Raw genomic sequence first — 26667 nt, forward strand, 5'->3', positions numbered from 1 at the left:
GCCCGGATGGGCGAGGGCGTTCATCCGGGCCGCTGATGTTCGATCGCTCGACGCTCGAGATTTATCCGCCGATAACGCAGGGAAGGATCGATCGTGAGGGGCTTGAACCGCAGATGGAACGCAGTTCTGTTCGGCTCGCTCGTCGTTATCGCGGGCGCGGCGATCTCCGCGCCACCCGCGTCGCCGCAACCGGCTGCGGAGGTCGCTGCCGATGATTTCTACATGCCGCCGCCGGTACCGCCGATGCCACCGGGCGCGATCCTTCGCGCCCAACCGGCAGCACTGGTGATGTCGGCGCCCGGCCAGCCGGGTGTCGTGCCGGCGGCGTCGACGCGAATGATGTACACCAGCAGCGACACTCACGACGCTCCGACCGCGGTGGTGGCGACCTATCTGCAGCCGACGCTGCCGTGGACCGGCCCGGGTGAACGTCCGCTGGTCGCATACGGAGTCGGCTCGCAGGGGCAAGGCGATCAGTGCGCGCCGTCGAAGGTGCTGCCGCAGCTGGCCCAGTTCCAGCCGCCGTACGACCTCATCGCCGAATACGACGTCATCGCGCTGACGTCGCTGCTCGCGCGCGGTATGGCCGTGGTGCTGACCGATTATCACGGGCTGGGCACACCCGATGTGCACGACTTCCTGAACCGGAAAGCGCAGGCGTATGCCGTACTCGACTCCGCGCGTGCCGCATTGCAGCTTCCGGGCACCGGGCTGAATCCGAACTCGCCGGTCATTCTATTCGGCTACTCTCAAGGCGGCATGGCCTCGGCCGGCGCCGCCGAACTGCAATCGAAGTACGCGCCCGAACTGAACGTGCGCGGCGCCTACATCGGCGGGCCCATCGTCGACCCGGAGAGTTTCATCGGCTACAACTACGGCCAGCACGGAGTCGGATCCTCCGCGCCGTTCACCCTCAACGGCATCGCCGCCGACTATCCCGAAACGCGTCCGATTCTCGATGCCGAAATCAACGATGCTGGTAAAGGACTGATGAACGACGCTCTGGGCAAGTGCGCCATTGCGGCGTCATTGGATATTCAAATACGGCGAATCACCCAAATCACCAATAGCGGAGAACCTCTCACCGCGGTCATAGACCGATCTCCGGCGCTGAAAGCGGCATTCGACGAGCAGCGCATCGGAACCATGGCGCCCTCGATGCCGGTGCTCATCGCCTCGGCCGCGAACGACGAGGGCACGCCGTATCCGCCGGTTCGTGCGGTGGCCGCCGGCTGGTGCGCCGGTGGCACTGCGGTTCAGCTGGACGCGAATCCGCAGCTGCCCGCTGTCACCGGCGTCGTGGGCACCCACGACCTGGCCTATTTCCCGTCGCTGATGACCGCGAATTCATGGATGACCGATCGGCTGGCGGGTCTGCCCGCGCCGAGCAATTGCGCCGCGCTGCCGTAGCGAGCCCGACAGACGCCGCCCGCCGACCGGGGTGGGCGGCGTCGTGTCGTCTCGGATCGGAAAACGCCCCCAAAAATGCTGTCATACCTTGGTGATTTCGGGGTATCTGCACGTCGATAGGTCTTTTTCGGTGATCTCTGGACAGCCTGGCATGAACGGCTACTCTGGATGTTTCAGGCCTACGCCGCTTCATATTTCAGGCCGGCGCCGCTTCGCGCGGCCGCATTCTCGATCTGGTGTCACTCCTGGACAGCGAGAAGTACATGGCGATCTTCGAACAATCCCGAGCCCGCGACCCCAAGCGCTACCTATGGATGCTGGGGTTGATAGCACCGGCCTGTGCCCTGCTCCCCGGCCCGCTGGTGGTCCTCACCGGATCGCCGGTGTTCTGGTGGATCGGGCCGATCATCGTATTCGTGGTCATTCCGCTGCTGGACTGGACGATCGGGAACGACGGCAGTAATCCGCACGACGAGGACTACGAAGCGCTCTCCAACGACCGCTACTACCGTTGGTGCACTTACCTGTTCCTGCCGATGCAATTCTTCGGCCTGTTCGTCGCGGGTTTTCTGTGGGCGGACCCCGCGCTGTCGTTCGTCGACAAACTCGGTCTCACCGTCACTCTCGGGGTGGTGTCCGGCATCGGGATCAACGCCGCCCACGAACTCGGCCACCGGTCCGAGCATCTGGAACGATGGCTGTCGAAGATCGCGCTCGCGCAATCCGCGTACGGGCACTTCTTCGTCGAGCACAACCGCGGCCACCATGCCCGCGTCGCGACCCCGGATGACCCGGCCAGCGCCCGTTTCGGCGAGTCCCTGTGGGTGTTTCTGCCGCGCAGCATGTTCGGCGGGCTCCGCTCGGCGTTCCGGCTCGAACGGGACCGGCTGGCACGCAGGAACAAGCGGTGGTTCAGCTACGAGAATCATCTGCTGCAGGCCTGGTCGATGAGCGTCGTGCTGTTCGGCGCCATGATCCTGTGCTTCGGCCCGCGCGTGATCCCGTGGCTGGCCGTGCAGGCGTTGATCGGCGCCCTTCTGCTCGAAACGGTGAACTATGTCGAGCACTACGGCCTGCTGCGCGTGCGGCGCGCCGACGGCACATTCGGGCGCTGCTCGCCGCGCGACAGCTGGAACAGCGACAGCCTGGTCACCAACATCTTCCTGTTCCATCTGCAGCGCCACAGCGACCACCACGCGAATCCGGGCCGCCGCTACCAGACCCTGCGCAGCGTCGAGCAGGCGCCACAGCTTCCGATGGGGTATGCCGGGATGGTCCTGCTGGCCGCGGTGCCGCCGCTGTGGCGCGCGGTGATCGATCCCCGGGTGCTGGACCACTACGGCGGTGACCGCAGCCTGGTCAACGTCAAACCGCCGCGCAAACGGCCTGTCGAGGGAGCCGGCGATCGCGCGCGCTGAGTCCCGTCCGCGATCCACCCTGCTGGGCCGCAGCACGGATTTGTGACGTGGTCGAGGGATCGGCCGTGCCGAACACCGTCCAGCGGTTACTCTCGATGATCGAGACGTTCTCGCACGAACGTTGTCGGATAGGCCCACGCACACCTCGAGCCGGATCGGTTGTCGCCGGTGATCAGGGAGGAGCCGTTCGCGATGGTGATGTTCGAGTCGACGAAACGATCTACCGCGCCTGTCGCGGCGCCGCGACACCCCCGAGGGGGTGATGCGCGATGACCGGGCCCTCACCTCTCAACGGCGGCGAACCCGCCCTGCTCAACGGTTCGGTGACGCTGGTCGAGGGCAGCACCTTCTGCCTGTCCGACCGGGTCGGCGATGTGGAATCGGGAACGTCGCAGGGCCTGTTCTATCGCGATGCCCGCGTGGTGTCGCGCTGGGAGTTGCGGGTGGACGGGCAGCGGCTCGAACCGCTGTCGGTGCTCAGTCCGGAGGCCTTCACCGCGCGCTTCATCCTGCGGCGGCCGCCGCGGTCGGGCGCCGCCGATTCCAGTCTGCTGGTGGTGCGCGAACGCCTCGTCGCCGACGGTATGCGGGAGACGGTCATCCTGGAGAATCTCGGCCGCGAACCCACGGCCGTGGTGCTGGAACTGCGCGCCGACGCCGACTTCGTGGATCTGTTCGCCGTCAAGGAGGGCCGGGCCGGGCACGGCCGGGCCGAAATACTGGTCACCGACAACGAACTGCTGCTCAACGACCGCTCCGACCGCGCCCGCGGCCTGGCGGTCTCGTCCTCGGAACTGCCGATTGTGCTGCCCGGCTCGCTGACCTGGCGCATCGTCGTGCCCGCCACCGGGCGCTGGCAGACCGAGATCCTGGCCCAGCCGACGGTCGCCAATCAGCGGGTGCATGTCGCGTTACGCCCCGGCGAGCACTACCGCAGCAGCGAACCGGGCCGCAAGATGGCTGCGTGGCGTGACACCGCCACCAAACTCACCACCGGAGATCCGCAGCTCACCGCCATTCTGCAGCGCACCGAAAGCGACCTGGGGGCGTTGCAGATTCGCGAGGAACGCCGCCATCGCACCTTCGTCGCCGCCGGCGCCCCGTGGTTCATGACGCTGTTCGGCCGCGACTCGCTGCTCACCGCGTGGATGGCGCTGCCGCTGGACTCCTCGCTCGCCCTGGGCACCATGCAGCAATTGGCCGAAATGCAGGGCCAGCAGGTCGACGCCCTCACCGAGGAGGAACCGGGCCGGATCATGCACGAGATCCGGCGCGGTCCGGCGGGCGGACTGGCCCTGGGCGGTGAGGTGTACTACGGAACCGTCGACGCCACACCGCTTTTCGTGATGCTGCTGGCCGAGACCCGGCGGTGGGGTGCCTCGCCGGAGGCCGTGCAGACGCTACTGCCGGCGGCCGACGCGGCGCTCGACTGGATGTCGCATTTCGGCGACCGTGACGGCGACGGCTTCGTCGAATATCAGCGCGCGACCGACCGTGGCCTGATCAATCAGGGCTGGAAGGACAGCTTCGACGGCATCAACGACGCGGCCGGACATCTCGCCCAGGCGCCGATCGCGCTGTGCGAGGTGCAGAGCTACGTCTACGCGGCGATTCTGGCCCGCGCCGAACTGGCCGAGGAATTCGGGCAGTCGGACAAGGCCGAGAAGCTGCGCGAACACGCCGCCGAACTGCGGACGAAATTCTCCGAAGCGTTCTGGATTCCCGAAAAGGGCTGGTACGCCGTCGCTTTGGACGGCAACAAACGCCGCGTCGATGCGCTCACCAGCAATGTCGGGCATTGCCTGTGGTCGGGCATCGTGACCGACGAACATGCCGAGCAGCTGGTGCACCATCTGGCGACCGCCGAGATGGACTCCGGATTCGGTTTGCGCACATTGTCTTCCGGTATGGGCGCGTTCAACCCGATGAGCTATCACAACGGTTCGGTCTGGCCGCACGACACCGCCATCGCCGTCGCCGGTCTGCTGCGTTACCGTCACATCCCAGGTGCGGTCGGACTGGCCACTCGCCTGTCCAACGGATTGCTCGACGCCGCAACCGCTTTCGGTGGCCGCCTGCCCGAGCTGTTCTGCGGCTTCCAGCGTTCTCGGTTCTCGGCGCCGGTGCCGTACCCGACCTCGTGTTCCCCGCAGGCCTGGGCCAGTGCCGCGCCGTTGCTGCTGGTCCGTTCGTTCCTCGGACTCGAACCCGATGTGCCGCACCGCACGGTGACCGTCCTCCCGCACGTCCCCGCGCGCTGGGGCAGAGTGGAACTTACCGATCTGCGCCTCGGCGGTACAGCGGTGGATCTGGCGGTGGACGGCGAGCAGGTGACGGCCGCCAACCTTCCCGAGGATTGGCGACTGATCACCCACTGACCGGTCGCGCGAAGCTCACAGAGCGACGCGCTGATCCTCGGGAAGGAAGAGTTTGTCCGACGGCTGGACGCCGAAGCTCGTGTAGAACTCCGGCAGGTTGCGCACCACCTGGTTGCAGCGGAATTCGCCGGGGGAGTGCGGATCCGTCGCGACCTGCTGTTCCAGCGACTGCTGGGTCTGCTTCTCGCGCCAATTGCGGCCCCAGGACTGGAACATCGGGGTGTAGTCCGGGGCGTTGCGGCCGCTCTTGGCTTCCTCGATGCGGAAGGCGGCCAGCGCGATCATCAGTCCGCGCAGGTCGGCGAGGTTCTCGCCGACGGTCAGCTGACCGTTGACGTGATCGCTGGGCGGCAGTCCCTCGGGCACCAGCGCGTTGTACTGATCGATCAACTGTTTGGTCTTGGCCTCGAACGCGGCCCGGTCCTCCGGGGTCCACCAGTCCTCGCGATTGCCGTCGCCGTTGTACTTCGAACCCTGGTCGTCGAAGCCGTGGCCGATCTCGTGGCCGATGGTCGCGCCGATCGCGCCGTAGTTCACCGCCGGTTCGGCGTCGGTGTCGAAGAACGGGGCCTGCAGGATCGCGGCCGGGAAGTTGATGGAATTGGAGGTCGCCTCGTAGTAGGCGTTGACGGTCTGCGGCGACATGCCCCATTCGGCCTTGTCCACCGGCGTCCCCAGCTTGTCCATCGACCGCTTCGCCTCGAAAGCCTCGATGGCGAGCAGGGATTCGACCAGTTGGCCGCGGGTGACCTTCAGCTTCGAATAGTCCACCCACTTGTCCGGATAGCCGATCTTGACCGTGATCTTGTCCAGTTTCGCGATCGCGGCCTCGCGGGTTCGCGGCGACATCCACGAGGAGTTGCGGAAGTTCTCGCGGTAGGCGGCGAGCAGATTGTCGACCAGTTCCTTGGCCCGCGTCTTCGCCTGCGGCGGAAAGTATTTCGCCGCATACAGCTTGCCCAGCTGCTCACCGAGATTCGCGTCGACCACCGCGACCGCCGACTTCCACAGCTCCGGGCGCTGCTCGATTCCGCTGGTGGCCTTCAGGAAATCGAAATTCGCGTCCGAGAGTTCCTTGTTCATGTACTTGGCGTATTTGCGCAGCAGGCTGAGTTTCAGCCATTCCCGCCAGGTGTTGATATCCACCTCGGTCCACAGCTGACCCGCCGCGGTGACGAACGACGGTTCGCCGACGACCATCTTCGCGAACAGATCCTTGGGCCGGTCGGTGCTGCCGGCGAGCCACGGCTCCCAGTCGAAACCCGGTGCGAGCGTGGTCATCTCGTTCCACGCCATGAGGTTGTAGGTGGCGTCGGCGTCGCGGGTGCGGACGTTGTCCCAGTAACCGGCGGCGATGCGCTTCTCCAGGTCCAGGGTGCGTTCGGCCGCACCGTCCGGATCCGGGAGGCCGGCGCCGGTCGCCAATTTGTGCAGCAGCGTCTGGTACGCCGAAAGATATTGCGCGAATTCGGGTTTCCGGTAGTACTGCTCGCTCATGCCGAGGCCGGACTGTCCCACCGCCGGAATGTAGGCGTTCGAATTCTTGCGGTCGATGCTCACGCCCAGCCCGATCAGACCGCCCAGCGGCAGCGCACCCATGACCTTCGCGAGATCGGCCCTGTTCTGCGCCCCGTCGATCCGGGCGAACAGCGGTTGCAGCGGGGCGGTGCCGAGCTTCTCGAGCGTGTCCAGATCCATCCGCGCGTCGTAGAGGTCGCGGATCTGCTGGCCCTCCGACCCGTCCTTCGGATCGTGGATCCCGTCGATGACCTCGCGTAGCTGTCCTTCGACCCGATCGGACACCTCGGCGAAGGTGCCGTAGGAGACCTTGTCCGGCGGCAGCTGGTAGGTGCGCAGCCAGGTGCCGTTGATATTGCGGTACAGATCGTCCTGCGGCCGCACCGCGGGGTCGACGCCCGACAGATCGGGGCCGGTGAGAGGTTTGGGCTTCGTGTCGTCGCTGTTGCACGCCACCAGGGCGGTGGCCACCGGCACCGCGCCGAGGGCGATCAGGAACGAGCGGCGACCCAGGCGGACCTGGCGACCGGACGATGTCACAGAAAATCCTCTCCCCGACTTCATCGTGCACCTGCGCGACGACACCGTGGCCCCACCCGGAGGCGGGGCCGGTCGCGTCGGTGAGAGGCTAACCGAACCTGCTGAGTATCGGCTGAGTTCGACCGCCACCTGTGGGGGCCGGCCTCGCCCGATGCCTCGCTCGCCCCTGATTTGGGCGCGACCTGCGGCTTCGCTACACTTGTCGGGTTGCCTGCGGGCATTGTGCCCGCACTTCGGCCGCGAACCCACAGTGGTTGATCTTCCCGATCGTGCAAAACCGCTGGCAGGCGCTGCCCCGCTACTGTGCGGGAGCGGGCCGTCAAGGTCCGTCGAAGGGCAACTGACCATGCCCGTCGGGTCGGCAATCCGGCGTGCATTACGTCCAGGTCTAGGAGGAGCTGAAGTGATTCAGCAGGAGTCGCGACTGCGCGTCGCCGACAACACGGGTGCCAAGGAGATTCTGTGCATCCGCGTGCTCGGCGGGTCGTCGCGTCGCTATGCCGGTATCGGCGACGTCATCGTCGCCACCGTCAAGGACGCCATCCCCGGCGGCAACGTCAAGAAGGGTGATGTCGTCAAGGCGGTCGTCGTGCGCACCGTCAAGGAGCGTCGTCGTCCGGATGGTTCGTACATCAAGTTCGACGAGAACGCCGCGGTGCTGATCAAGGCGGACAACGATCCGCGTGGCACCCGCATCTTCGGCCCCGTCGGCCGCGAGCTGCGTGACAAGCGGTTCATGAAGATCGTTTCGCTGGCCCCGGAGGTGCTCTGACATGAAGGTGCACAAGGGCGACACCGTGATCGTCGTCTCGGGTAAGGACAAGGGCGCCAAGGGCAAGGTCATCCAGGCCTACCCGGCGACCGACAAGGTCCTGGTCGAGGGCGTGAACCGGATCAAGAAGCACGTCGCGAACTCCGCGAACCAGCGCGGCGCCAGCTCCGGCGGCATCGTGACCCAGGAGGCGCCCATCCACGTGTCCAACGTGATGGTTGTCGACTCCGACGGCAAGCCGACCCGGGTGGGTTACCGCACCGACGAGAACGGCAAGCGGGTGCGCATCTCCCGTCGCAACGGGAAGGACATCTGAGCATGACCACCGCAGAGAACATTCAGCCTCGTCTCAAGCTGCGCTACCGCGCGGAGATCAAGGACGCGCTGAACAACGAGTTCAACTACGCCAACGTGATGCAGATCCCGGGCGTGGTGAAGGTCGTCGTCAACATGGGTGTCGGTGACGCCGCCCGCGACGCCAAGCTGATCAACGGCGCCGTCAACGACCTGGCCCTGATCACCGGTCAGAAGCCGGAGATCCGCAAGGCCCGCAAGTCCATCGCGCAGTTCAAGCTGCGTGAGGGTATGCCGATCGGTGCGCGCGTCACGCTGCGCGGCGACCGCATGTGGGAGTTCCTGGACCGCCTGGTGTCCATCGCGCTGCCCCGTATCCGCGACTTCCGCGGCCTGTCGCCGAAGCAGTTCGACGGCAACGGCAACTACACGTTCGGCCTGAGCGAGCAGTCGATGTTCCACGAGATCGACGTGGACTCCATCGACCGTCCGCGCGGTATGGACATCACGGTCGTGACCACCGCGACCAACGATGAGGAGGGCCGCGCCCTGCTCAAGCACCTCGGCTTCCCGTTCAAGGAGAACTGAGCACATGGCTAAGAAAGCTCTCGTCAACAAAGCCGCCGCGAAGCCGAAGTTCGCCGTTCGTGGCTACACCCGCTGCCAGCGCTGCGGCCGCCCCCGCGCGGTCTACCGCAAGTTCGGCCTGTGCCGCGTCTGCGTCCGTGAGATGGCGCACCGCGGTGAGCTGCCGGGCGTGCACAAGAGCTCCTGGTGAGCTCGCGCTGCTGAGGCAGCGCCCGCGTTCCGCGCGATAACCGAATCGAGAAAGGGTACGGACTCCGAGGAGTCCGTACCCTTTCTTGTGTTGAGGAGTTCTGCTCGGACGCCGACGACCTTTAATACTTGAATATGCGGCCAGCCCGTTGACCACGGCTCAGAACTCGAGGTCCGACCACGGGATCTGAATGGGGAAGGGGAATTCGGTGTCGATCGCTGCCGAGACCTTCGGTGTCCACTTGGCCGTGAGCAGGTAGTTGGCCGGATACAGGGGATGGACGCCGGCGGGCAGTGCGCCGTGGGTTCGTTCCAGTGCGAATATGCGGATCATGGCTATCGCGCTCTTCTCGCGTTCCGAAGTGACCTCCCAGTACCAGGGGATCCCTCCGCGCGCGTAGCGGGCCCGCTTATCGTCCATATCGGTTTGAGAATTCGAGGGATACAGCACCTCGCCGACCAACAAGACATCGGCGGCACGGACATCCTGATAGGGGTTCGGCAGACAGCGGGTGACGAGAAAATCCGGCGTGACGAAATCGGATTTCCCCGTCGACCCGAAGAAGACATTCGTCTCGGTGCGCGCTCGCCAGCACTGTCGTGCAAACCTCGGCCGAAATGTGGGAAAACCGCAAAATTCGGCGAGGTTTGCACGATTAGTTCAGCGGACTGGCTCGCCGCGCGCAGTGGTTATGTTCAGCCGACCCGGTACATCGCGGAGGAACTGGTGCGTAGAGCCGGATCTTCGGGTTCGCCGGGGTCCGGTTGCTGGGGTTCGCCCGACGATGCAGCCTCCCGCAGGTTGCGATCGTAGACGAGCCCGGCGATCGCGATCACCACGCACACCACGGCGGGCAGCAGCAGCGCGGCCTCGCCGATCTCGGTCCCCAGGACGGTGCCCACGATACCGCCGACGATGAATGTGACGACGGTGGCCGAAAGTACGGTGATCCGCCAACTGTCGACACCGTGCCAGCGGGAACGTCCGATGATGAGGCCGAGATCGGTGACGGTGCCGGTGAAGTGGGTCGTGCGCAGTTGCATGGTGCGCAGGCTGGAGGTCGTTCCGTTCTGCAGTCCGCAGGCGACCGCTGCGAAGAAGATCGACAACGCATAGTGCGACCAGGTGAAGGCCAGCACCAGCAGGAATGCTTCGACAGTCATGACTGCACTGTGCCGGGCTCCGGCATGGGGCTTGGTCGGTGACAGCGTCGCGCCGGCGGCGGCCGCTCCCATCAGGAATCCGATGAGGATGAAGGCGAGCAGGCCGCCGTCGAACAACCACGGGTTCGCGGCGTCCATGCCCAGCTGGGTGGTTGTTCCGGTCACATTGGCGACCGGAAAAGCCAAAGTGAGGATGGCCACGGCATTGACGAAGCCCGCGACTGTGGCGAGCAGCGATCCGTACCCGAGAACGAGCGCACGGTGCTTGGGGGTGAGGCTCATGGCAGGCATACAGCTCCCTGAGTTGTTGTCTGTCGTGGGCGAATGGGACAAATCGTATCGGGTTCGCCTCAGAAAAAGCTGTGAATTTTTCGCCGGGTTTCAACTGGAACATGTTGCATCGCAGAGCATTTGGTGACGCTCGCCGCGCCGGTCGACGGCTGCACGGGCGATCGGCCCCGAGTGCGGCGGCGCCACCGACTCCCGCGCCGGATGCTCGGCGATTGCTCGATTTCGGTTCCGGGTCACGGGGTCACATCGCGTCGCGCTCCGCGGCGGGGGCGCATCGGAATGTCCGATACCCGCCAATGATCTTGTGGCACAGAACATTTGCCTGCGATTCCGGTCATTCGACATGCGGGTGCGGCCGGTGATGTGTAGCGTCGGCGTTTCAGATAGCCCGAACTCGACGAGCGGTGGCGTGTGATCAGTATCGACGAATGCCTGCGGCGGATCATGGAGATTCCGGGGGCGCGCGGGGTGACGCTGGCGGACGGGGCCAGCGGGCTCGCGATCGCCGCGGCCGGTCGTCGCGATTCGATCGACGAACACGAAGATGCCGCTGCCGCAACGGATGTGGTGCGGTCGGTGCTCGCCTGCCCGGCGCTGGCCACCGAGCACGGCGACGACGACGTCACCGAGATCATCGTCTGCGGGACCCGCGGTTATCACCTGCTGAATCTGATCGACGGCGATTTCGACGGCAGATTGTTCGTGCACGTTCTCTTCGACGAGGAATCCGGGAATCTGGCTTTGGCGAGATTTCAGTTGCGGGGGATTCTTTCCGAATTGACCGAGGGGAGTCATGGGACTTGAACTGGCGGTAGCACTGCGCAGGCTGGAGGAAGAGGGAAGTACGGGGGTGCTGCGCGCAGGGGACGGATCATTTCATCTCACCAGGGGGGCAATCGTTTCCGCCGATTGCCGGCGCACGACCGGTCTGGACCGGCTCGTCGTCGAGGCGGGTGTGGCCACCGCCGAGGATTGGCAACTCGCCGGGGCCGGCGACCCGGGACATGTGCTGGCGCAGCCGCAGCTGGAAACACTTGCGCTGCTGTCGGTTTTCGATGCCGCCTACTTCCTGCTCGCTTCCCCGGCGGTGCCGGAATTCGAGCCGGCGCCCGAACATTGGCTGGCGCCGGTCTGTCATATCAACCCGCGGCTGCTGGTGGACGAATGTGCACGCCGCGGTGATCCGGACGCGGGGCCGTGGCCGGCCGATGCGGTCGATCGCGTGCCGGTCGTTCCGGTCCGCCGGGTGCGGCGTCGCCGGATCGCGCTCAGCGGTGGACAGGCTGAGGTTCTGGCCGCCGCCGACGGTCGCCGCACCGTGGCCGATATCGCGCAGGAGCTCGGGCGCACGAGCTACGGCTGCCTGGTGGCGGTCCGCGATCTCACGCATGCCCAACTGATCCAGCCGCCGGGGCCGTCCTCCTTCGAGCCGCTCGCGCCACCGGTCCGACCGCGCGATGCGCCGGCCGGGGCGCCGCCGCTGGTCCGGCGCCGCAGATTCGCGACATCCGTTGCGCCACCGGACCATTGGGAATCTCCAGTGGATGTCGACGTGCTCGTCCGCCTGCGGGCGGCGTTGGAGGAACTCGAGTGACCGTGCGCAAGAAGCTGCTCGGCGATCTGATGGGAAGGCTCAGCAAGGTGACAATGTCGGGACCCGAGCCGAATGCGGCGGTTCTCGCGGAATTGAAGGCGTTGCGCGAACGCGTCCCCGGGCTGATCGGTGCGCTGGTGGCATCCAGCGACGGCCTGCTCATCGAGCACGATCTGCCCGCCCATATCGAGCCCACCGGTATGGCCGCGCTGTCCGCCTCACAGCTGGCGCTCTCGCATCGACTGGCCACTACCGCGGTCGGCGGCGGATTCCACGAGGTGGTGGTGCGCGGCACCGGCGGCCACGTCGTGGTCTACGGCGCCGATTGGACCTCGCTGACGGTGTTGGCCGAGCCCGACGTGAATGTGGGCCGGCTGCATCTGGAATCGCGCCCCGCCGCCCGCGCGATCGCCGACCACCTCACGGCCACCCCGACCGGCAAGCACAGCAAAGACCGAACCAGTAATACCGATTGAAAGGAAGAGAATGTCCAATCTGGATCTGGCGCTGAAGGAAATGATGGCGATCGACGGCGCTCTGGGAGCCTCCGTCGTCGACTACAACAGCGGTATGTCGCTGGGTATGCTCGGCAGTTCTAAATCCTTGGACCTGCAGGTGGCCGGGGCCGGCAATACCGAGGTGGTGCGCGCCAAGCTGCGCACGATCGAACAGCTCGGCCTCAACGAGGACATTGAAGACATCCTGATCTCGCTGTCCGGCCAGTACCACATCATCCGCCCCATGACCGGTCGCTCGGCCAAGGGGCTTTTCCTCTATCTCGCCCTGGACCGGGGTCGCGCCAACCTCGCGCTGGCCCGCCACCGGCTCAGGGGCATCGAAGAAGAGCTGGAGGTGTAATCGCGCCGGTACGCGGCGAATCTTCGGCTCGGCGGCCTCTCGTCGCCGAAAACAATGCCCGGCTGAGCGCGCTCGGGCCCCGATTTTGGCTGTTGGAGCGGCTCGCCTACACTAGACCGGTTGCTCGGGCACCCTCGTGCCCATATGCGTGCGCATTGCTCCGGGTGACAGCATTCCGAATCCGGTCGGCAAAGGTGTCGGCCGGACCAGCCGAAATTGTCGTAGGCCCACGACCGCCCCGCGTGACGGTGCTGTATGGGAACCGCGGCGAGAAAGGTAACGGTCAACACATGACCATGACTGATCCGATCGCAGACTTTCTGACCCGTCTGCGCAACGCCAACTCGGCGTACCACGATCAGGTGAAGGCTCCGCACTCGAAGCTCAAGGCGAATATCGCCGAGATCCTCAAGCGCGAGGGCTACATCGCCGACTACCGCACCGAGGATGCGCCCGTCGGCCAGACCCTGATCGTCGACCTGAAGTACGGCCAGAGCCGGGAGCGCAGCCTGCAGGGTGTGCGCCGTGTCTCGAAGCCGGGTCTGCGGGTGTACGCGAAATCCACCAACCTGCCCAAGGTGCTGGGCGGTCTGGGCGTGGCAATTATCTCCACGTCGAAGGGCCTGCTCACCGACCGTCAGGCCAAGCAGCAGGGCGTGGGCGGCGAAGTCCTCGCCTACGTCTGGTAAGGGAGGTAGGAACAATGTCGCGTATCGGTAAGAAGCCGATCTCGGTTCCCGCCGGCGTCGAGGTGACCATCGACGGCCAGCAGGTGTCGGTGAAGGGTCCCAAGGGCACCCTCTCGCACACCGTCGCCGAGCCGATCACCGTCACCAAGGCCGAGAACGGTGAGCTGGAGGTGGGCCGTCCGGACGACGAGCGCCGCAACCGCTCGCTGCACGGCCTGAGCCGCACCCTGATCAACAACATGATCGTCGGCGTGACCCAGGGCTACGAGAAGAAGATGGAAATCTTCGGCGTCGGTTACCGCGTGCAGCAGAAGGGTTCGAACCTCGAGTTCGCCCTCGGCTACAGCCACCCGGTTCCGATCGAGGCCCCCGAGGGCATCACCTTCCAGGTCGAGGCCCCCACCAAGTTCTCGGTGTCCGGCATCGACAAGCAGAAGGTCGGCCAGATCGCCGCAGTGATCCACGGCCTGCGCAAGCCCGACCCGTACAAGGGCAAGGGCATCCGCTACGCCGGTGAGGTCGTTCGCCGCAAGGTCGGAAAGACGGGTAAGTAAGCCATGGCACAAACTGAAGCTCAGCAAGCCGCCCGCAAGCCGGTCGGCAAGGATGCGTCGACTCGTCGCCGGGTGTCGAAGACCCGTCGGCACTTCCGTCTGCGCAAGAAGGTCCTCGGCACCGCCGAGCGTCCGCGTCTGGTCGTGTTCCGCTCCTCGCGGCACCTGCACGCCCAGGTGATCGACGACTCCGTCGGTAAGACCGTCGCCTCGGCGTCCTCGATCGAGGCCGATGTGCGCGCGCTCGACGGTGACAAGTCCGCGAAGGGCAAGAAGGTCGGCGAGCTGCTGGCCGCCCGCGCGAAGGCTGCCGGTGTGGAGGCCGTGGTGTTCGACCGCGGTGGCCACGACTACCACGGCCGCATCGCCGCTCTGGCGGATGCTGCTCGCGAAGGTGGGTTGAAATTCTGATGCAGATTCAGCTCATGGACCGAATGAACATGAACGGAAGGAACGTCTGATGCCGGGACGTCAGCGGCGTGACGGCGGCAGCGGACCCGCCGGACAGGGTGGCAGTGGCAACGAGCGCGATCAGCGCGGCGGCGGTCGTGACCGTCGCGGCGGCGGTGACCGTCGCGACAATGCCGCCGAGAAGAACCAGCTCGAGCGCGTAGTCGCGATCAACCGCGTCTCGAAGGTCGTGAAGGGTGGTCGTCGCTTCAGCTTCACCGCCCTGGTGATCGTGGGCGACGGCAACGGCCTGGTCGGTGTCGGATACGGCAAGGCCAAGGAAGTTCCCGCGGCCATCCAGAAGGGTGTCGAGGAGGCTCGCAAGGGCTTCTTCCGCGTCCCGATGATCGGCAGCACCATCACGCACCCGGTGCAGGGTGAAGCTGCCGCCGGTGTCGTCATGCTGCGTCCGGCCTCGCCCGGTACCGGTGTGATCGCCGGTGGTGCGGCGCGTGCCGTGCTGGAGTGCGCCGGTATCCACGACATCCTGGCCAAGTCGCTCGGTAGCGACAACGCCATCAACGTCGTGCACGCGACCGTCGCTGCCCTGAAGATGCTGCAGCGTCCGGAGGAGGTGGCCGCTCGCCGCGGTCTGCCGATCGAGGACGTTGCCCCGGCGGGCATGCTGCGTGCGCGTGCCGGACAGGGAGTCTGACATGGCACAGCTCAAGGTGACCCAGATCAAGTCCACGATCGGCGCCAAGAAGAATCAGCGGGAGTCGCTTCGCACCCTCGGCCTGCGCGGTATCCGCCAGACCGTGGTCCGCGAGGACAACGCCCAGAACCGCGGGCTGATCAACGTCGTGCGCCACCTCGTTTCCGTTGAGGAGGAAACCGCATGACCCCCATCAAGCTCCACCACCTGCGGCCCGCCCCGGGCGCCAAGACCGAGAAGATCCGCGTGGGTCGCGGTGAAGGCTCCAAGGGTAAGACCGCCGGTCGCGGTACCAAGGGTACGAAGGCTCGCAAGAACGTGCCGGCCCGTTTCGAGGGCGGCCAGATGCCGATCCACATGCGCCTGCCGAAGCTGAAGGGGTTCACCAACCCGTTCCGCGTCGAGTACCAGGTCGTGAACGTCGGCGATATCGCGCGCCTGTTCCCGCAGGGCGGCACCATCGGCAAGGACGAGCTCGTCGCTGCCGGTGCCGTGCGTAAGAACCAGTTGGTGAAGGTGCTCGGCGAGGGCGAGATCGGTGTGGCCGTTCAGGTCAGCGCCGACAAGTTCTCCGGCTCCGCCAAGGAGAAGATCACCGCCGCCGGTGGTACCGCCACCGAACTGGGCTGACAGTTACTGGTAATACAGTCGGGGCGCCGGACGGGTGAGAGCCCGTCCGGCGTCGCTGTTAGAGTTCAAGTGTTGTCTGCCAACCAGTCTGCCCCGTTGTCGTGGCACAGGACCGGCCCTGCCCTGTAGGGCACCGGTATGTGCCGAGGTGACGGAAGTGGGCGTGACCCCCGTGTCGTCAGCCAGGAGGATCTGTGCTTTCCGCCTTCGTGTCGGCCTTCCGGACCCCGGACTTGCGGCGGAAGATTCTCTTCACGCTGGGCCTGATCGCGCTGTACCGCGTCGGCGCCTCGCTACCGTCGCCGGGCGTCGACTACAAGGCGATCCGCCATTGCATCGACGTCGTCTCCGGCGGTGACAATGCCGGTATCTACCAGCTGATCAATCTGTTCTCAGGTGGTGCGCTGCTGCAGCTGTCGGTGTTCGCGATCGGGATCATGCCCTACATCACCGCGAGCATCATCATCCAGCTGCTGACGGTGGTCATCCCGCGGTTCGAGGAACTGCGAAAAGAAGGCCAGTCCGGCCAGAACAAGATGACGCAGTACACGCGGTATCTGTCGATCGCGCTGGCGATTCTGCAGGCCACGGGTCTGGTCGCCTTGGCCGCGCGCGGTCAGCTGCTGCGCGGCTGTCCCCAGGACATCCTGGCCGACACCAGCGTCTTCGGCATGATCATCATCGTGCTGGTGATGACGGCCGGCGCGGCGTTGGTGATGTGGTTCGGCGAGCAGATCACCGAGCGCGGTGTCGGCAACGGTATGTCGCTGTTGATCTTCGCCGGTATCGCCGCCCGCATCCCATCCGAGGGCAAGCAGATCCTCGACAGCAAGGGTGGCCTGATCTTCGGGCTGGTGTGCGTCGCCGCCTTCGTAGTGATCGTCGGCGTGATCTTCGTCGAACAGGGCCAGCGCCGAATACCGGTGCAGTACGCCAAGCGTGTGGTCGGCCGCAAGATGTACGGCGGATCGTCGACCTACCTACCGCTGAAGGTCAACCAGGCGGGTGTGATCCCGGTGATCTTCGCGTCGTCGCTGCTGTACCTGCCGAATCTGGTCGCCCAGTTGACCCAGTCGTCCAACTCCGACGGCTGGTGGCAGAAGATCATCCAGAAGTATCTGGTGAACCCGGGTAATCCGGTGTACGTCCTGATCTACTTCGCGTTGATCGTGTTCTTCACCTACTTCTACGTCGCGATCACCTTCAACCCGGAGGAACGCGCGGACGAGATGAAGAAGTTCGGTGGCTTCATCCCCGGTTACCGTCCGGGTAAGCCGACCGCCGACTATCTGAACTATGTACTGAGCCGAATCACCCTCCCCGGTTCGATCTACCTCGGTGCTGTTGCCGTACTGCCCAACCTGCTGTTGCACATCGGTGCCGGCGGTGGCGGTTCGAACTTCCTGCCGTTCGGCGGCACGTCGGTGCTGATCGTCGTGAGCGTCGGCCTCGATACGGTCAAACAGATCGAGAGCCAACTGATGAACAGAAATTACGAAGGGTTCCTCAAGTGAGACTCGTACTGCTCGGACCGCCGGGTGCCGGTAAAGGAACACAGGCCGAATTGCTGTCGGACAAGCTGGGTGTTCCGCACATCTCCACGGGGAATTTGTTCCGTGCGAACATCTCCCAGCAGACCCCGCTGGGTCGTGAGGCGCAGAAGTACCTCGACGCGGGCAATCTGGTGCCCAGTGATGTGACCAACCGCATGGTGGAGTCGCGCATCGCCGAGCCCGACGCCGTCAACGGCTTCGTGCTCGACGGCTACCCGCGCACCGTCGACCAGGCCGAGGCCTTGGAGAAGATGCTCAAGGAGTCCGGCCACGCGCTGGACGCGGTGCTGAGTTTCGAGGTCCCCGAGGAGACGCTCGTCGAGCGTCTGGTCGAGCGCGGCCGCACCAGCGGACGCAGTGACGACAACGAGACGATCATCCGGAACCGGATGAACGTGTACCGCGAGGAAACCGAGCCGCTGCTCGAGCACTACGACGGTCTCGTAGTGGCGGTCGACGGCGTCGGCGAGATCACCGAGGTCAACACGCGCGCCCTCCGAGCCCTGGGTCGCTGAGGCGAATGGTTTTCGGCCTCAAGCAGAAGAAGGTGGTGCCGTTCCGCACCGCCGGTGAGCTCGATGCCATGGCCGCGGCCGGGGCGGTCGTCGGGCGCGCGCTGGTCGCCGTGCGCGCCGCCGCCAAGCCCGGGGTCTCGACCTGGGAATTGGACGAGGTCGCCGAGCAGACCATCCGGGAAGCGGGCGCCGTCCCGTCCTTCAAGGGCTATCACGGTTTCCCGGGATCGATCTGCTCCTCGGTGAACGACCGTGTGGTGCACGGGATTCCGTCGAAGGACGAAGTGCTCGCCGAGGGCGATCTGGTCTCCATCGACTGCGGTGCGATTCTCGAGGGCTGGCACGGCGATTCGGCGTGGACGTTCGGCATCGGCGAGGTGATCGAGGCCGACCGGCTGCTCAGCGAGGCCACCCGGCTGTCGATGGACGCCGGTATCGCGGCCATGCTGCCGGGCAATCGCCTGACCGACGTCTCACATGCGATCGAGCTGGGCACGCGCGCCGCGGAGAAGGAACACGGCCGCGCCTACGGCATCGTCGACGGCTACGGCGGACACGGCATCGGCCGTCAGATGCATATGGATCCGTTCCTCGCCAACGAGGGTGCACCCGGACGCGGTCCGAAACTGGTGGTCGGTTCGGTGCTGGCCATCGAGCCGATGTTGACCCTCGGCACCACGGAAACCACTGTGCTGGAAGATGATTGGACCGTCGTCACCACCGACGGCAGTCGCGCCGCACACTGGGAGCACACCGTGGCGGTCACCGAGGACGGCCCGCGGATCCTGACCGTTCGCCCCGAATAATTCGTTTCGCGACGCACCCGTGGCCTCGTCGGCGCGGGTGCGTCGTGCTGTCGGCGGCCCGTTACGCCGTGCGCCCGGTCATGGTGGTGAGTGGAACCACGCCCGTCCAGCCGCACGGGCGGTCGCAGCTGGCGACGACGGTGGGCGCCCCGGCGAAATCGGCCGAAGCCCGTGCGGGATAACCGCATTCGGGACATTTGCCGAAGTAGTCGAGAACCTCGTGCATTCCGGGGTTCATGGCGATACTGCGTTCGGTCACGGGCCCTCCTCTCAGTCGGCGTACGGTGTCGTGACCGCACGTGTCGATGAATATCTGCTGGTCGTGAACCTAACTCCCGGGCCGGTGCGATCGATCGGTTCCGGTGTGCGCATTGGACATCTCACAAGCGGTGCGGCGAGGCGCTGCGGGTGTGCCACAGCGGTGCCGGTCGCGCCGGGTCGATTAAGCTGATTCCGTAGTCGTATGTCGAGGGGGAGACTGTGGCCGGTTCGGTGATGGCCGAGGGGAACGATCGGGAACTGGCGGCGGCGATCGGCGATCTGGCCGCGCGGTCCGGGCTGGGCCGGCATCAGCAGACGTATCTGCCCCGGTCGCCGCGGACGGGCGGCAAGATCGTGCTGATCGTGCTCGCCACCGCCGGGGTGATCGCCGCGGTGGTGTCGTTCGCGGTGAGGCAGCCGGTGCTCGGCATCCTGGCCGCGATCTTCCCGATCGTGTTGGTACCGGCGCTGATTCGGGCGTTCCGGTACACCCGCAGTTACGAGGGCGCCCGCCTGGACCTCTACGAGCGGGGACTGGTCGCGGCCCTGCTGGGACGGTTGTGGGCGGTGCGCTACGACAGCACCACCGTGTACCAGAACATCGTGCGGCATATGCGCAACGGACATCACATCGGCACCACCTACGCCTACACCCTCACCGATCTCGCCGGGACGAATTTCGTTGTCGGCGACGGCATATCGGATCCGCAGCAGTGGGGTCCGGCGATTCAGCGGGCCGTCACCGACGCTCAGCTGCCGCAGGCGCTGGCAGCCCTGCAGGCGGGGCATCGACTCGTGTTCGGCGAGCTGTGGATGACGTGGTACGAGGTCGGCTCGCCGCGCAAGTCGGCGCCATGGACGCAGGTGAATCAGGTGTCGATCTCCGACGGCCGGCTCAGCGTCGACGTCGCCGGGCGCTGGTTCGCGCTGACCTCGGCAATGGTGAGCGATATTCCGAACTTCCTGATCTTCGAGGCGCTGGCCACCCATCTGTCCCGGGTGCACGGCGGTAGTCGACACTGAATTTCCTTGGGCGCCACCGGATATTCAATCTGGTGTGCTGTTGTTGCTACTGCGCGCGTCGACGGTGGAGGTGGCAGTGGTCAACGAACGGCTCCATGCCGACATGATGACGGTGCTCGAGGGGCTCGACGAGCAATTGCGCGGGATCGCGGAGATCCAGTTGCGACGCTCCCGTCTGACGGCCACTGCGAGCACTTGTGAGCAGCGAATTCAGGTGACGGTCAATGCCGACGGACTGCTGATCGAGACGAAGTTCGCCGACGATATCGCGGATCTGACCTACGACGAGATCGCCGCCGGGATGACCGCGGCGGTGCAGCAGGCCGCGGCCGAGGTGCTGCGCCTGGGCGCCGAACTGATGCAGCCGCTGCGTGAACGCAAACTGCAGTTGCCCAAATTGTCGGAATTCGTCGACGGCGCACCGGATCTCGGGCAGATGATGCCCATCGCGCCACCGACGCCGACCAGGGTCGAGGATTATCGCGACGTCCCGCCCGCGCATCCGATGGACGGTAGCGCGCACCGCTCGATGGTGTCCGACGAGGACTGATCCGCCGTGAGCCTGTACCTGCCCCCGCCCGTACGTCCGATCGCCTGGGTTGCCGGTGCGAGCTGGCCCGACGGTGACGAAGACAAGATGTGGGCGGTGTCGCGGGCCTGGGAGCAGGCGTCCAAGGATCTCGCAGCGCAGGTCCCCGGCATCGAGAGCGCGAAAACCGCGGCGATGGCGGCCTTTCCGGCGGGTGACGCCGCCGATCAGATCGGCAAGCTGTTCGACGTCTTCCTGCAGGGAGACCAGTCGCTCGCGACGCTGGCCGAATCGTTCAAGACCATCGGCGATTCGACCTTCGACGTCGGTACCGAACTGCAGTCGGCGAAGATCAACATCATTGTCTCGCTGTGCATTCTGCTGGTCGAGATCGCCTGGGCATGGCTGTTCCCCCCGACCGCACCGGCGGTGGAGGCGGCCGCGATCGGCACCACCCGATCGATCGTGAAGTTCATCGCCGACGCACTGCAGAACGCACTCGAACGCGCCTGGGCCAAACTGGGATTCGCGACCCGCGGCGAACTCAACGGTGCCTCCCGGTACTGGTTCAAACACATCCTCTCGTCCGATACCTGGAAGGGGATGAAGGGGCAGACCTGGAAGTACAAGGCCAAGACGATTCTGCCCACCGCCAAGGGCATGGGCGTCTACACGCTGAAATTCGGCGAGGGGGCGCTCTGGGCGCCGGTCACCAACGCGATCGTGCAGGGCGCGCAGATCGCGGACGGTAAACGGCACGGATTCAACTGGAAGGAATTCGGCGCCTCCTGGGCGGCGTCGGCGTTGAGCACCATTCCCAGTCGCGAACTCGGCCGCTACATGGGCTTCGGGATCGGCAATCTCGACAAGAAATTCGGCGGCGCGATCACCAATATGCCGTTCCGGTCGGGAATGTTCTTGCAAGGGGCGACCATCGGCGCCACGGCCGGTGTCTTCGGCAACATCTTCGGCAATATCGGCGCGGGCGCTGTGACCGGCGATATCGCGGGCGCCTTCGCGGGGCCGGAGGGGTGGGTCGGTAGCGCGGCCCGCGGTGGCATGGTCGGTGGTATGCGCGGTCTCGGTACGAAGACGACCACCGATACCGAGGGGGACCCGCGATTCAACCTGTGGATGAATGCGAAAGCGCCGTGGGCTCCGCCGAAGACACCACCCACCAACAATCCGCTGACGCCGCGGCCGGTGCCGGGACAGACCGAGTCGACGTCGACGACGCACCCGGGCACCACGACGAATATCGCGACGACGAATACGGGCGGAAATCACCAGCAGGGTGGTGGTTTCCGTGATTCGTCCGATCCGAACTATATGACCCCGTCGCGTCCTGCTCCTGCCCCGCCGGTGAACGGTGGGCACGGTGGTGGGGGTTTCCGCGACCCGTCGGATCCGAATTACATGACGCCGTCGCGCCCGGCTCCCGCCCCACCGACCCAAGCGGCCGGAGCCGGTGGTGGCGGAAACCATTCGGGCACAGCGGGGTTCGGTGGTCAGCACCAGTCGACGTCCGGAGGGCACGGTGGTGGTGGTTTCCGTGACCCGTCGGACCCGAACTTTATGACGCCGTCGCGTCCGGCGCCCGCTCCGCCGGTGAATGGTGGTCAGGGTGGTGGGGGTTTCCGTGATCCGTCGGATCCGAATTACATGACCCCGTCGCGTCCGGCGCCGCAGCCGCCGGTGAACGGTGGGCAGGGAGGTGGTGGGTTCCGCTCACCGTCGGATCCGAACTATATGACGCCGTCTCGCCCGGCCCCCGCTCCGCCGGTGAGCGGTGGCGACGGATCGGCGCCGCATCCGGGCGGCAGCTCTGCGAACGCGGCCCCCGGTTCTCGCCCGGCGCCCTCGATCAACGCTGCGCCGGCGGGAAATTCGAATAATCCGCCGAACTTCTCGCGGCCGTTCACGCAGCCGGGCGCGTCGGTGGGCGCGCCGGTGAGCTCGTCGTCGGCACCGATTCACGCTGCGCCGGTGGAGAATTCGGCAGGACATCCGAGTGGCCCGCCGAACTTTTCCCGGCCGTTCACCCAACCGGGCCCGCCGACCGGCCCCGTGCCGAATTCCTCCACCGGAGGGCAGGTCGGTGGTTTCCGCGACCCGTCGGATCCGAATTACATGACGCCGTCGCGCCCAGCTCCTGCCCCGCCGGTGAATGGTGGTCAGGGCGGTGGTGGGTTCCGCGATCCCTCGGACCCGAACTACATGACGCCGTCGCGTCCGGCCCCCGCCCCGCCCGTGAATGGTGGGCAAGGTGGCGGTGGTTTCCGCGACCCGTCGGATCCGAATTACATGACCCCGTCGCGACCCGCACCGCCGCCGCCGGTTGACGGTGGTCAGCGCGGTGGTGCGTTCCGCGATCCGTCCGATCCGAACTACATGACGCCGTCGCGTCCGGCTCCTGCTCCGCCCCCACCGTCCGATCCGGCCGAGCCGCAGGATCCGGGCAGACCGCTGGGGCCGGGTAAGGACTATCGCGCGAAGTCGCGGCCGAAGAAGGTGCCGGATATCGGTCCGATGCCGGCGCATTACGACGCTCCGGATGCGCCGGGCGAGCAAGCGTGGCTGGAGGCGGCCGAACCTCCACCTGCACCGCGCGCGGCGGCCACAGACGATCCGGGTGGGGGCGATCCGGGCGGGGGCGATCCGAATGTCGACAAGCCGTTCCAGATGTAGGCACACAGGTAGGGACTGACAATGGCGGAGAAGATCGAGGTGGATGTCGACGCGCTGACCAGGGCCGCCGACCTGCCCGAGAACGTCTCACACAAAGTGCGGGGTGTGATCGATACCCTGCACAACACGCTCACCGGAATCGAGAACGACTCCACCAACCAGCCGTGGGGAAACGACAAGTCCGGCAAGAAGTTCGCCGACGGTGACAAGGGGTACAAGGCGACGCGGGCCAATATGGTCGACGGCGGCTACGGCATGGCCGATGCCCTGTTCCAGTTCGCCGAGGGTGAGCGTTCGGCCGCCGACCAGTTCAGAGCCGCCGAACAAGGTTCGACCGAAGGCCTCGGAGGCTGATCATGACGTTGCCGAATGCGGATACCACCGAGTGGACCCAGATTCTGGGCGCGGCGAATTCCGGTGTGCTGCAATTCGATACGAAGGACATCAAGGCCGCCACCGATGCCGCGGCGCAGCTGATCGCCAATCTGGAGGCATTGGCGCAATCGGTCCACGACACTCGCGCGCACGAGGTCGGCGCCTTCAGTATTCTGCAGTCCAGCCGCGATCTCGCCGGTGTCTACAGCAATCACGGTGCGGCACTGTACAACTCGCTGATGACGCATGCGAATGTGGTTCGCGATCAGTTCGACACCTTCGTCGCCGCCGGTAAGACGTTCGCCGCGCACGAGCACAACTCGACGTTCAATTTCGACACGATCGCCAAACCCAAGAACGTCACCAGCAATGTGACGCCGCCCAAACTCTCCTCGAACGGGGGGAGTCTGGTCGCCGACCTCAATCAGGATTTCGTCGACGACAGCTGGTCGATGCCGAGTTTCCCCGAGGCGATTCAGGGCTACGGCGGTAAGACCGATTCGGTCACCATCAACATCGAGAATCCGGACAGCCTGGACTGGGATCAGATGATTCAGCTGGGCCAGACGATTCACGCGCAGCCGCCGATGGATCTGTCCGGTTTCTGGGATTCGATGTCGAAACTGATATCGAGCAATATGGCCACCTACGCGGACCAGATCGCGAAGTTGCAAGCCAGCTGGACCGGTGCCGCGTCGGCCGCAGCGGTGACCGCCGTGCGCAATTACAAGGACAGTACGCAGGATCTGATCGACGCCATCAAGGTGACCGGTGCGAGTTTGCGGTACACCAGCGACTGGCTCGAGGCGACCCGCAAGTCGATGCCGACTCCCGGGCAACCGGAGAAGACGGGCTGCAAACATCACCACACCGACGAATACCGCGCCAATTACAAGAAGTACTACGCGGATCCGATGAAATCGACGATCTCGACGATTCCGACGATCGCCATTCCAGGGCAGACGGGCGGTGGCAGCACGTCGGGCAGTGGATCCGGTTCGGGGAGTGGTTCGGGATCGGGCAGCGGGACCGGGAGTGGGTCCGGTAGCGGGTCCGGGAGTGGTTCGGGCTATGGAAGCGGTTCGGGTTACGGCAGCGGATCCGGCTACGGCAGTGGGTCCGGCTACGGCAGTGGTTCGGGTTATGGAAGCGGTTCGGGTTATGACAGCGGTTCCGGGTACGGGAGCGGGTCGGGTTACGGCAGTGGGTCGGGTTACGGGAGCGGGTCGGGCTACGGCAGTGGGTCCGGGTACGGCAGTGGGTCGGGGTATGGCAGCGGTTCCGGTTACGGCAGCGGGTCCGGCAGCGGCGCCACATCGCAGCAGCTCCAAGCGGCCTACGAGCAGGGCTACGAGGCCGGATACCAAGAGGGGTCCCACAGTTCGGGTTCGGGGAGTGGCTCCGGCTACGGGGGCGGCTACGACAGTGGTTCGGGCTATGACAGTGGTTCCGGTTACGGGGCCGGTTCGGGCTACGGCAGCGGCTCCGGGTACGGCAGCGGCGAGGGCTATGGCAGCGGGCAGGGCTACGGCAGCGGCGCGGACTACGGCAGCGGTTCCGACTACACCGGCTCGGGTTACGGAGGCGGCACGGGCGGCGGCTACGGCGGCGGAACCGGGGCGAGTTCGGGTTCCGGCAGGACGAGCAAGAGTTCGCAGATCCCGAGCAACTACGACAGCATGCCGGGTAGCGGCGAGTCGAATCAGCAACTCCCGAATCTGAGCGACCTGCTCAATTCCGCCGGACTCGGTGACACCGGTGGATCCTCCGGCGGCAGTTCCGGTCCCAGCAGCACACCGTATTCGGGACCCAGCGGCAGTGGCACCGGTTCGTCGACCGGTACCGGATCCACCTCGGGGACGGGTTCGTCGACGATTCCGTCGAATCTCGGCAAGACGCAGCAATCGGGGGCCGGCGCGGCCAAGAACGGCCAACAGCAACTGCCGTCGCTCGACGATCTCCTGTCCGGGCTTGCGGGAGAACAGAATACGGAAGCCGGAACCGGTACCACCGGCGACAGCCTCGGGCAGACGGTGCCGTCCTTCGGCGATTCCGCGACGACGGGAAGTGCGAATCCGCTGGAATCGCTGCTCGGTGGGACAGGTGCTACGAACCCGCTCGAATCGCTGCTCGGCGGGACCGCGGGCAGCTCCAACCCGCTCGAATCGCTGCTCTCGGGCGGCGAACAGGCGCTGAACCAGCTCGGGCAGACCGCCCACGACAGCCTCACCGGCCTAGGGCAACTGCTGTCCGGCATTCCCGGATTCGACCAGTTGCTGGCGAGCAATCCGGATCTGAGTCATCTCCTGGCCGGTATCCCCGGTCTGGACCAGTTGGTGTCGGGCTCCACAGGGTTGGATCAGCTGCTGTCCGGCAATCCGGATCTGAGTCATCTGCTCTCGGGCATTCCCGGTCTGGATCAACTGTTGTCGGGCACGGGCGCCACCGATCCGCTGCACTCGCTGGCGGAACGGCTGCGCGACCTCAGCCACACGCCGGGGATGGAGGGACTGTCGGATATCGCGGCACAGCTGGATCCCGGTGGTGGAGGCGACAGCGCCGGTGGCGCAGGCGCCGATGCCGGCGGGGGAGCAGACGGTGGGGTCGGCGACGGTACCGGGCCCGACGATGTCACGCCGCCAAGGCAACTCGACCAACCGCGGCAACCGGACAAGTTCCCGCGCGCATCGCTGCCGGCGGACGTCTCCTCCTACGGTGCGGGGCAGCATGATTCGTACGAGCAGCAGGCCGGCCAGCCCGGACAACCCGGTCAGCCCGGTATGGCGGGGACCCCGGCCTCGAGTGCGGGCAATTCCGGACCGCAGGGCCAGCACCGGCGGCCGAAGTATCTGACCTCCACGGACTGGCTGGACGACGCGATGGGCGACACCCCGTTCCGGGTCAAGCCGGTGATCGAACCATGAA

At 65.8% G+C, this 26667-nt stretch carries 28 protein-coding genes and 1 pseudogene; 25 read left to right on the forward strand and 4 right to left on the reverse strand.

Annotation, left to right across the window (positions count from 1 at the left end; translation table 11 throughout):
- Positions 1-93 precede the first annotated feature (93 nt).
- The 3 genes from C8258_RS23110 to C8258_RS23120 all read left to right on the forward strand — a co-directional run bounded on the left by C8258_RS23110 (position 94) and on the right by C8258_RS23120 (position 5206).
- Entirely contained in the window at positions 94-1410 is a 1317-nt protein-coding gene (locus tag C8258_RS23110; RefSeq protein WP_146161310.1) for a lipase family protein, read from the forward strand.
- Positions 1411-1724: 314 nt separating this feature from the next.
- Positions 1725-2828: an alkane 1-monooxygenase gene (locus C8258_RS23115; protein WP_106957001.1), complete on the forward strand. Its 1104-nt coding sequence runs from the start codon at positions 1725-1727 to the stop codon at positions 2826-2828.
- Between the two features lie 269 nt (positions 2829-3097).
- Positions 3098-5206, forward strand: a complete 2109-nt coding sequence (locus C8258_RS23120) for a glycogen debranching N-terminal domain-containing protein (protein ID WP_036498201.1) — start codon at positions 3098-3100, stop codon at positions 5204-5206.
- 15 nt (positions 5207-5221) lie between these two features.
- On the opposite strand, the gene C8258_RS23125 is transcribed toward C8258_RS23120, so the two are convergent.
- The gene (locus C8258_RS23125; protein WP_369974805.1) at positions 5222-7264 is read right to left on the reverse strand and encodes a M13 family metallopeptidase; all 2043 of its coding nucleotides are present in this window, start codon (positions 7262-7264) and stop codon (positions 5222-5224) included.
- 403 nt (positions 7265-7667) lie between these two features.
- Between C8258_RS23125 and rplN the strand changes: the two genes are divergently transcribed.
- The 4 genes from rplN to C8258_RS23145 are packed head-to-tail and all read left to right on the forward strand — an operon-like array spanning position 7668 to position 9108.
- Positions 7668-8036: a 50S ribosomal protein L14 gene (rplN, locus tag C8258_RS23130; protein WP_030513395.1), complete on the forward strand. Its 369-nt coding sequence runs from the start codon at positions 7668-7670 to the stop codon at positions 8034-8036.
- A 1-nt stretch (position 8037) separates the two neighbouring features.
- Positions 8038-8352, forward strand: coding sequence for a 50S ribosomal protein L24 (rplX, locus tag C8258_RS23135; protein ID WP_036498213.1), 315 nt, complete (start codon positions 8038-8040; stop codon positions 8350-8352).
- Positions 8353-8354: 2 nt separating this feature from the next.
- Positions 8355-8918 carry a 50S ribosomal protein L5 gene (gene rplE / locus C8258_RS23140; protein WP_036498214.1) on the forward strand — a complete coding sequence of 188 codons (564 nt, stop codon included), beginning with the start codon at positions 8355-8357 and terminating at the stop codon, positions 8916-8918.
- A gap of 4 nt (positions 8919-8922) precedes the next feature.
- Entirely contained in the window at positions 8923-9108 is a 186-nt protein-coding gene (locus C8258_RS23145) for a type Z 30S ribosomal protein S14 (protein ID WP_025347225.1), read from the forward strand.
- 159 nt (positions 9109-9267) lie between these two features.
- On the opposite strand, the pseudogene C8258_RS23150 reads toward C8258_RS23145, so the two are convergent.
- Both C8258_RS23150 and C8258_RS23155 read right to left on the reverse strand, forming a co-directional pair.
- Positions 9268-9672 (reverse strand): annotated as a pseudogene (locus C8258_RS23150) (Uma2 family endonuclease); the annotation flags it as partial.
- A gap of 131 nt (positions 9673-9803) precedes the next feature.
- On the reverse strand, positions 9804-10562 hold the full coding sequence (locus C8258_RS23155; RefSeq protein ID WP_233225274.1) for a YoaK family protein: 759 nt from the start codon (positions 10560-10562) through the stop codon (positions 9804-9806).
- Positions 10563-10973: 411 nt separating this feature from the next.
- On the opposite strand from C8258_RS23155, the gene C8258_RS23160 reads away from it, so the two are divergent.
- The 13 genes from C8258_RS23160 to map all read left to right on the forward strand — a co-directional run bounded on the left by C8258_RS23160 (position 10974) and on the right by map (position 18866).
- Positions 10974-11366 carry a hypothetical protein gene (locus C8258_RS23160; RefSeq protein WP_106956984.1) on the forward strand — a complete coding sequence of 131 codons (393 nt, stop codon included), beginning with the start codon at positions 10974-10976 and terminating at the stop codon, positions 11364-11366.
- A complete protein-coding gene (locus C8258_RS23165; protein WP_106956985.1) occupies positions 11356-12156 on the forward strand; it encodes a hypothetical protein in 801 nt (266 codons plus the stop codon). Before C8258_RS23160 ends, C8258_RS23165 begins: the two co-directional genes overlap by 11 nt.
- Complete coding sequence (locus C8258_RS23170; protein ID WP_233225275.1) at positions 12153-12632, forward strand: roadblock/LC7 domain-containing protein; 480 nt, start codon at positions 12153-12155, stop codon at positions 12630-12632. Before C8258_RS23165 ends, C8258_RS23170 begins: the two co-directional genes overlap by 4 nt.
- Positions 12633-12642: 10 nt before the next feature.
- Positions 12643-13014 carry a hypothetical protein gene (locus tag C8258_RS23175; RefSeq protein ID WP_106956986.1) on the forward strand — a complete coding sequence of 124 codons (372 nt, stop codon included), beginning with the start codon at positions 12643-12645 and terminating at the stop codon, positions 13012-13014.
- A 290-nt stretch (positions 13015-13304) separates the two neighbouring features.
- Complete coding sequence (gene rpsH, locus C8258_RS23180) at positions 13305-13703, forward strand: 30S ribosomal protein S8 (RefSeq protein ID WP_030513400.1); 399 nt, start codon at positions 13305-13307, stop codon at positions 13701-13703.
- 14 nt (positions 13704-13717) lie between these two features.
- Positions 13718-14257, forward strand: a complete 540-nt coding sequence (gene rplF, locus C8258_RS23185) for a 50S ribosomal protein L6 (RefSeq protein ID WP_030513401.1) — start codon at positions 13718-13720, stop codon at positions 14255-14257.
- A gap of 3 nt (positions 14258-14260) precedes the next feature.
- The gene (gene rplR / locus C8258_RS23190) at positions 14261-14668 is read left to right on the forward strand and encodes a 50S ribosomal protein L18 (RefSeq protein ID WP_106956987.1); all 408 of its coding nucleotides are present in this window, start codon (positions 14261-14263) and stop codon (positions 14666-14668) included.
- A 49-nt stretch (positions 14669-14717) separates the two neighbouring features.
- The gene (gene rpsE, locus C8258_RS23195) at positions 14718-15362 is read left to right on the forward strand and encodes a 30S ribosomal protein S5 (RefSeq protein WP_039776501.1); all 645 of its coding nucleotides are present in this window, start codon (positions 14718-14720) and stop codon (positions 15360-15362) included.
- Position 15363: 1 nt separating this feature from the next.
- Positions 15364-15549: a 50S ribosomal protein L30 gene (rpmD, locus tag C8258_RS23200; RefSeq protein ID WP_030513404.1), complete on the forward strand. Its 186-nt coding sequence runs from the start codon at positions 15364-15366 to the stop codon at positions 15547-15549.
- Entirely contained in the window at positions 15546-15992 is a 447-nt protein-coding gene (rplO, locus tag C8258_RS23205) for a 50S ribosomal protein L15 (protein ID WP_030513405.1), read from the forward strand. Before rpmD ends, rplO begins: the two co-directional genes overlap by 4 nt.
- Before the next feature lie 194 nt (positions 15993-16186).
- Entirely contained in the window at positions 16187-17506 is a 1320-nt protein-coding gene (secY, locus tag C8258_RS23210) for a preprotein translocase subunit SecY (protein WP_036498217.1), read from the forward strand.
- A complete protein-coding gene (locus tag C8258_RS23215; protein ID WP_036498218.1) occupies positions 17503-18060 on the forward strand; it encodes an adenylate kinase in 558 nt (185 codons plus the stop codon). The genes secY and C8258_RS23215 overlap by 4 nt, the downstream gene beginning before the upstream one ends.
- Before the next feature lie 5 nt (positions 18061-18065).
- Positions 18066-18866: a type I methionyl aminopeptidase gene (map, locus tag C8258_RS23220; protein ID WP_106956988.1), complete on the forward strand. Its 801-nt coding sequence runs from the start codon at positions 18066-18068 to the stop codon at positions 18864-18866.
- Positions 18867-18927: 61 nt separating this feature from the next.
- On the opposite strand, the gene C8258_RS23225 is transcribed toward map, so the two are convergent.
- Complete coding sequence (locus tag C8258_RS23225) at positions 18928-19125, reverse strand: hypothetical protein (RefSeq protein WP_030513409.1); 198 nt, start codon at positions 19123-19125, stop codon at positions 18928-18930.
- Positions 19126-19346: 221 nt separating this feature from the next.
- Here C8258_RS23225 and C8258_RS23230 point away from each other — a divergent pair, with 221 nt between their 5' ends.
- The 5 genes from C8258_RS23230 to C8258_RS23250 are packed head-to-tail and all read left to right on the forward strand — an operon-like array spanning position 19347 to position 26666.
- Complete coding sequence (locus tag C8258_RS23230) at positions 19347-20150, forward strand: DUF6585 family protein (protein ID WP_106956989.1); 804 nt, start codon at positions 19347-19349, stop codon at positions 20148-20150.
- Positions 20151-20184: 34 nt separating this feature from the next.
- A complete protein-coding gene (locus tag C8258_RS23235) occupies positions 20185-20700 on the forward strand; it encodes a hypothetical protein (RefSeq protein ID WP_106956990.1) in 516 nt (171 codons plus the stop codon).
- A gap of 6 nt (positions 20701-20706) precedes the next feature.
- Positions 20707-23367, forward strand: a complete 2661-nt coding sequence (locus C8258_RS23240) for a hypothetical protein (RefSeq protein ID WP_106956991.1) — start codon at positions 20707-20709, stop codon at positions 23365-23367.
- 21 nt (positions 23368-23388) lie between these two features.
- Positions 23389-23721: a hypothetical protein gene (locus C8258_RS23245; RefSeq protein WP_106956992.1), complete on the forward strand. Its 333-nt coding sequence runs from the start codon at positions 23389-23391 to the stop codon at positions 23719-23721.
- 2 nt (positions 23722-23723) lie between these two features.
- Entirely contained in the window at positions 23724-26666 is a 2943-nt protein-coding gene (locus tag C8258_RS23250; protein WP_106956993.1) for a PPE domain-containing protein, read from the forward strand.
- The last annotated feature ends 1 nt before the right edge of the window (position 26667 follow it).

Origin of the sequence: Nocardia sp. MDA0666 (genome assembly GCF_003023875.1) — a bacterium.
In the GTDB taxonomy this organism is placed as follows: domain Bacteria; phylum Actinomycetota; class Actinomycetes; order Mycobacteriales; family Mycobacteriaceae; genus Nocardia; species Nocardia aobensis.

Coding starts and splice junctions, on each gene's coding strand:
- rplR (WP_106956987.1), top strand. CDS start 14,261: ATGGCACAAACTGAAGCTCAGCAAGCCGCCCGCAAGCCGGTCGGCAAG.
- rpsH (WP_030513400.1), top strand. CDS start 13,305: ATGACCATGACTGATCCGATCGCAGACTTTCTGACCCGTCTGCGCAAC.
- rpsE (WP_039776501.1), top strand. CDS start 14,718: ATGCCGGGACGTCAGCGGCGTGACGGCGGCAGCGGACCCGCCGGACAG.
- rplF (WP_030513401.1), top strand. CDS start 13,718: ATGTCGCGTATCGGTAAGAAGCCGATCTCGGTTCCCGCCGGCGTCGAG.
- C8258_RS23145 (WP_025347225.1), top strand. CDS start 8,923: ATGGCTAAGAAAGCTCTCGTCAACAAAGCCGCCGCGAAGCCGAAGTTC.
- rpmD (WP_030513404.1), top strand. CDS start 15,364: ATGGCACAGCTCAAGGTGACCCAGATCAAGTCCACGATCGGCGCCAAG.
- rplO (WP_030513405.1), top strand. CDS start 15,546: ATGACCCCCATCAAGCTCCACCACCTGCGGCCCGCCCCGGGCGCCAAG.
- C8258_RS23120 (WP_036498201.1), top strand. CDS start 3,098: ATGACCGGGCCCTCACCTCTCAACGGCGGCGAACCCGCCCTGCTCAAC.
- C8258_RS23165 (WP_106956985.1), top strand. CDS start 11,356: ATGGGACTTGAACTGGCGGTAGCACTGCGCAGGCTGGAGGAAGAGGGA.
- rplE (WP_036498214.1), top strand. CDS start 8,355: ATGACCACCGCAGAGAACATTCAGCCTCGTCTCAAGCTGCGCTACCGC.
- C8258_RS23115 (WP_106957001.1), top strand. CDS start 1,725: ATGCTGGGGTTGATAGCACCGGCCTGTGCCCTGCTCCCCGGCCCGCTG.
- C8258_RS23245 (WP_106956992.1), top strand. CDS start 23,389: ATGGCGGAGAAGATCGAGGTGGATGTCGACGCGCTGACCAGGGCCGCC.
- C8258_RS23155 (WP_233225274.1), bottom strand. CDS start 10,562: ATGCCTGCCATGAGCCTCACCCCCAAGCACCGTGCGCTCGTTCTCGGG.
- C8258_RS23175 (WP_106956986.1), top strand. CDS start 12,643: ATGTCCAATCTGGATCTGGCGCTGAAGGAAATGATGGCGATCGACGGC.
- map (WP_106956988.1), top strand. CDS start 18,066: ATGGTTTTCGGCCTCAAGCAGAAGAAGGTGGTGCCGTTCCGCACCGCC.
- rplX (WP_036498213.1), top strand. CDS start 8,038: ATGAAGGTGCACAAGGGCGACACCGTGATCGTCGTCTCGGGTAAGGAC.
- C8258_RS23250 (WP_106956993.1), top strand. CDS start 23,724: ATGACGTTGCCGAATGCGGATACCACCGAGTGGACCCAGATTCTGGGC.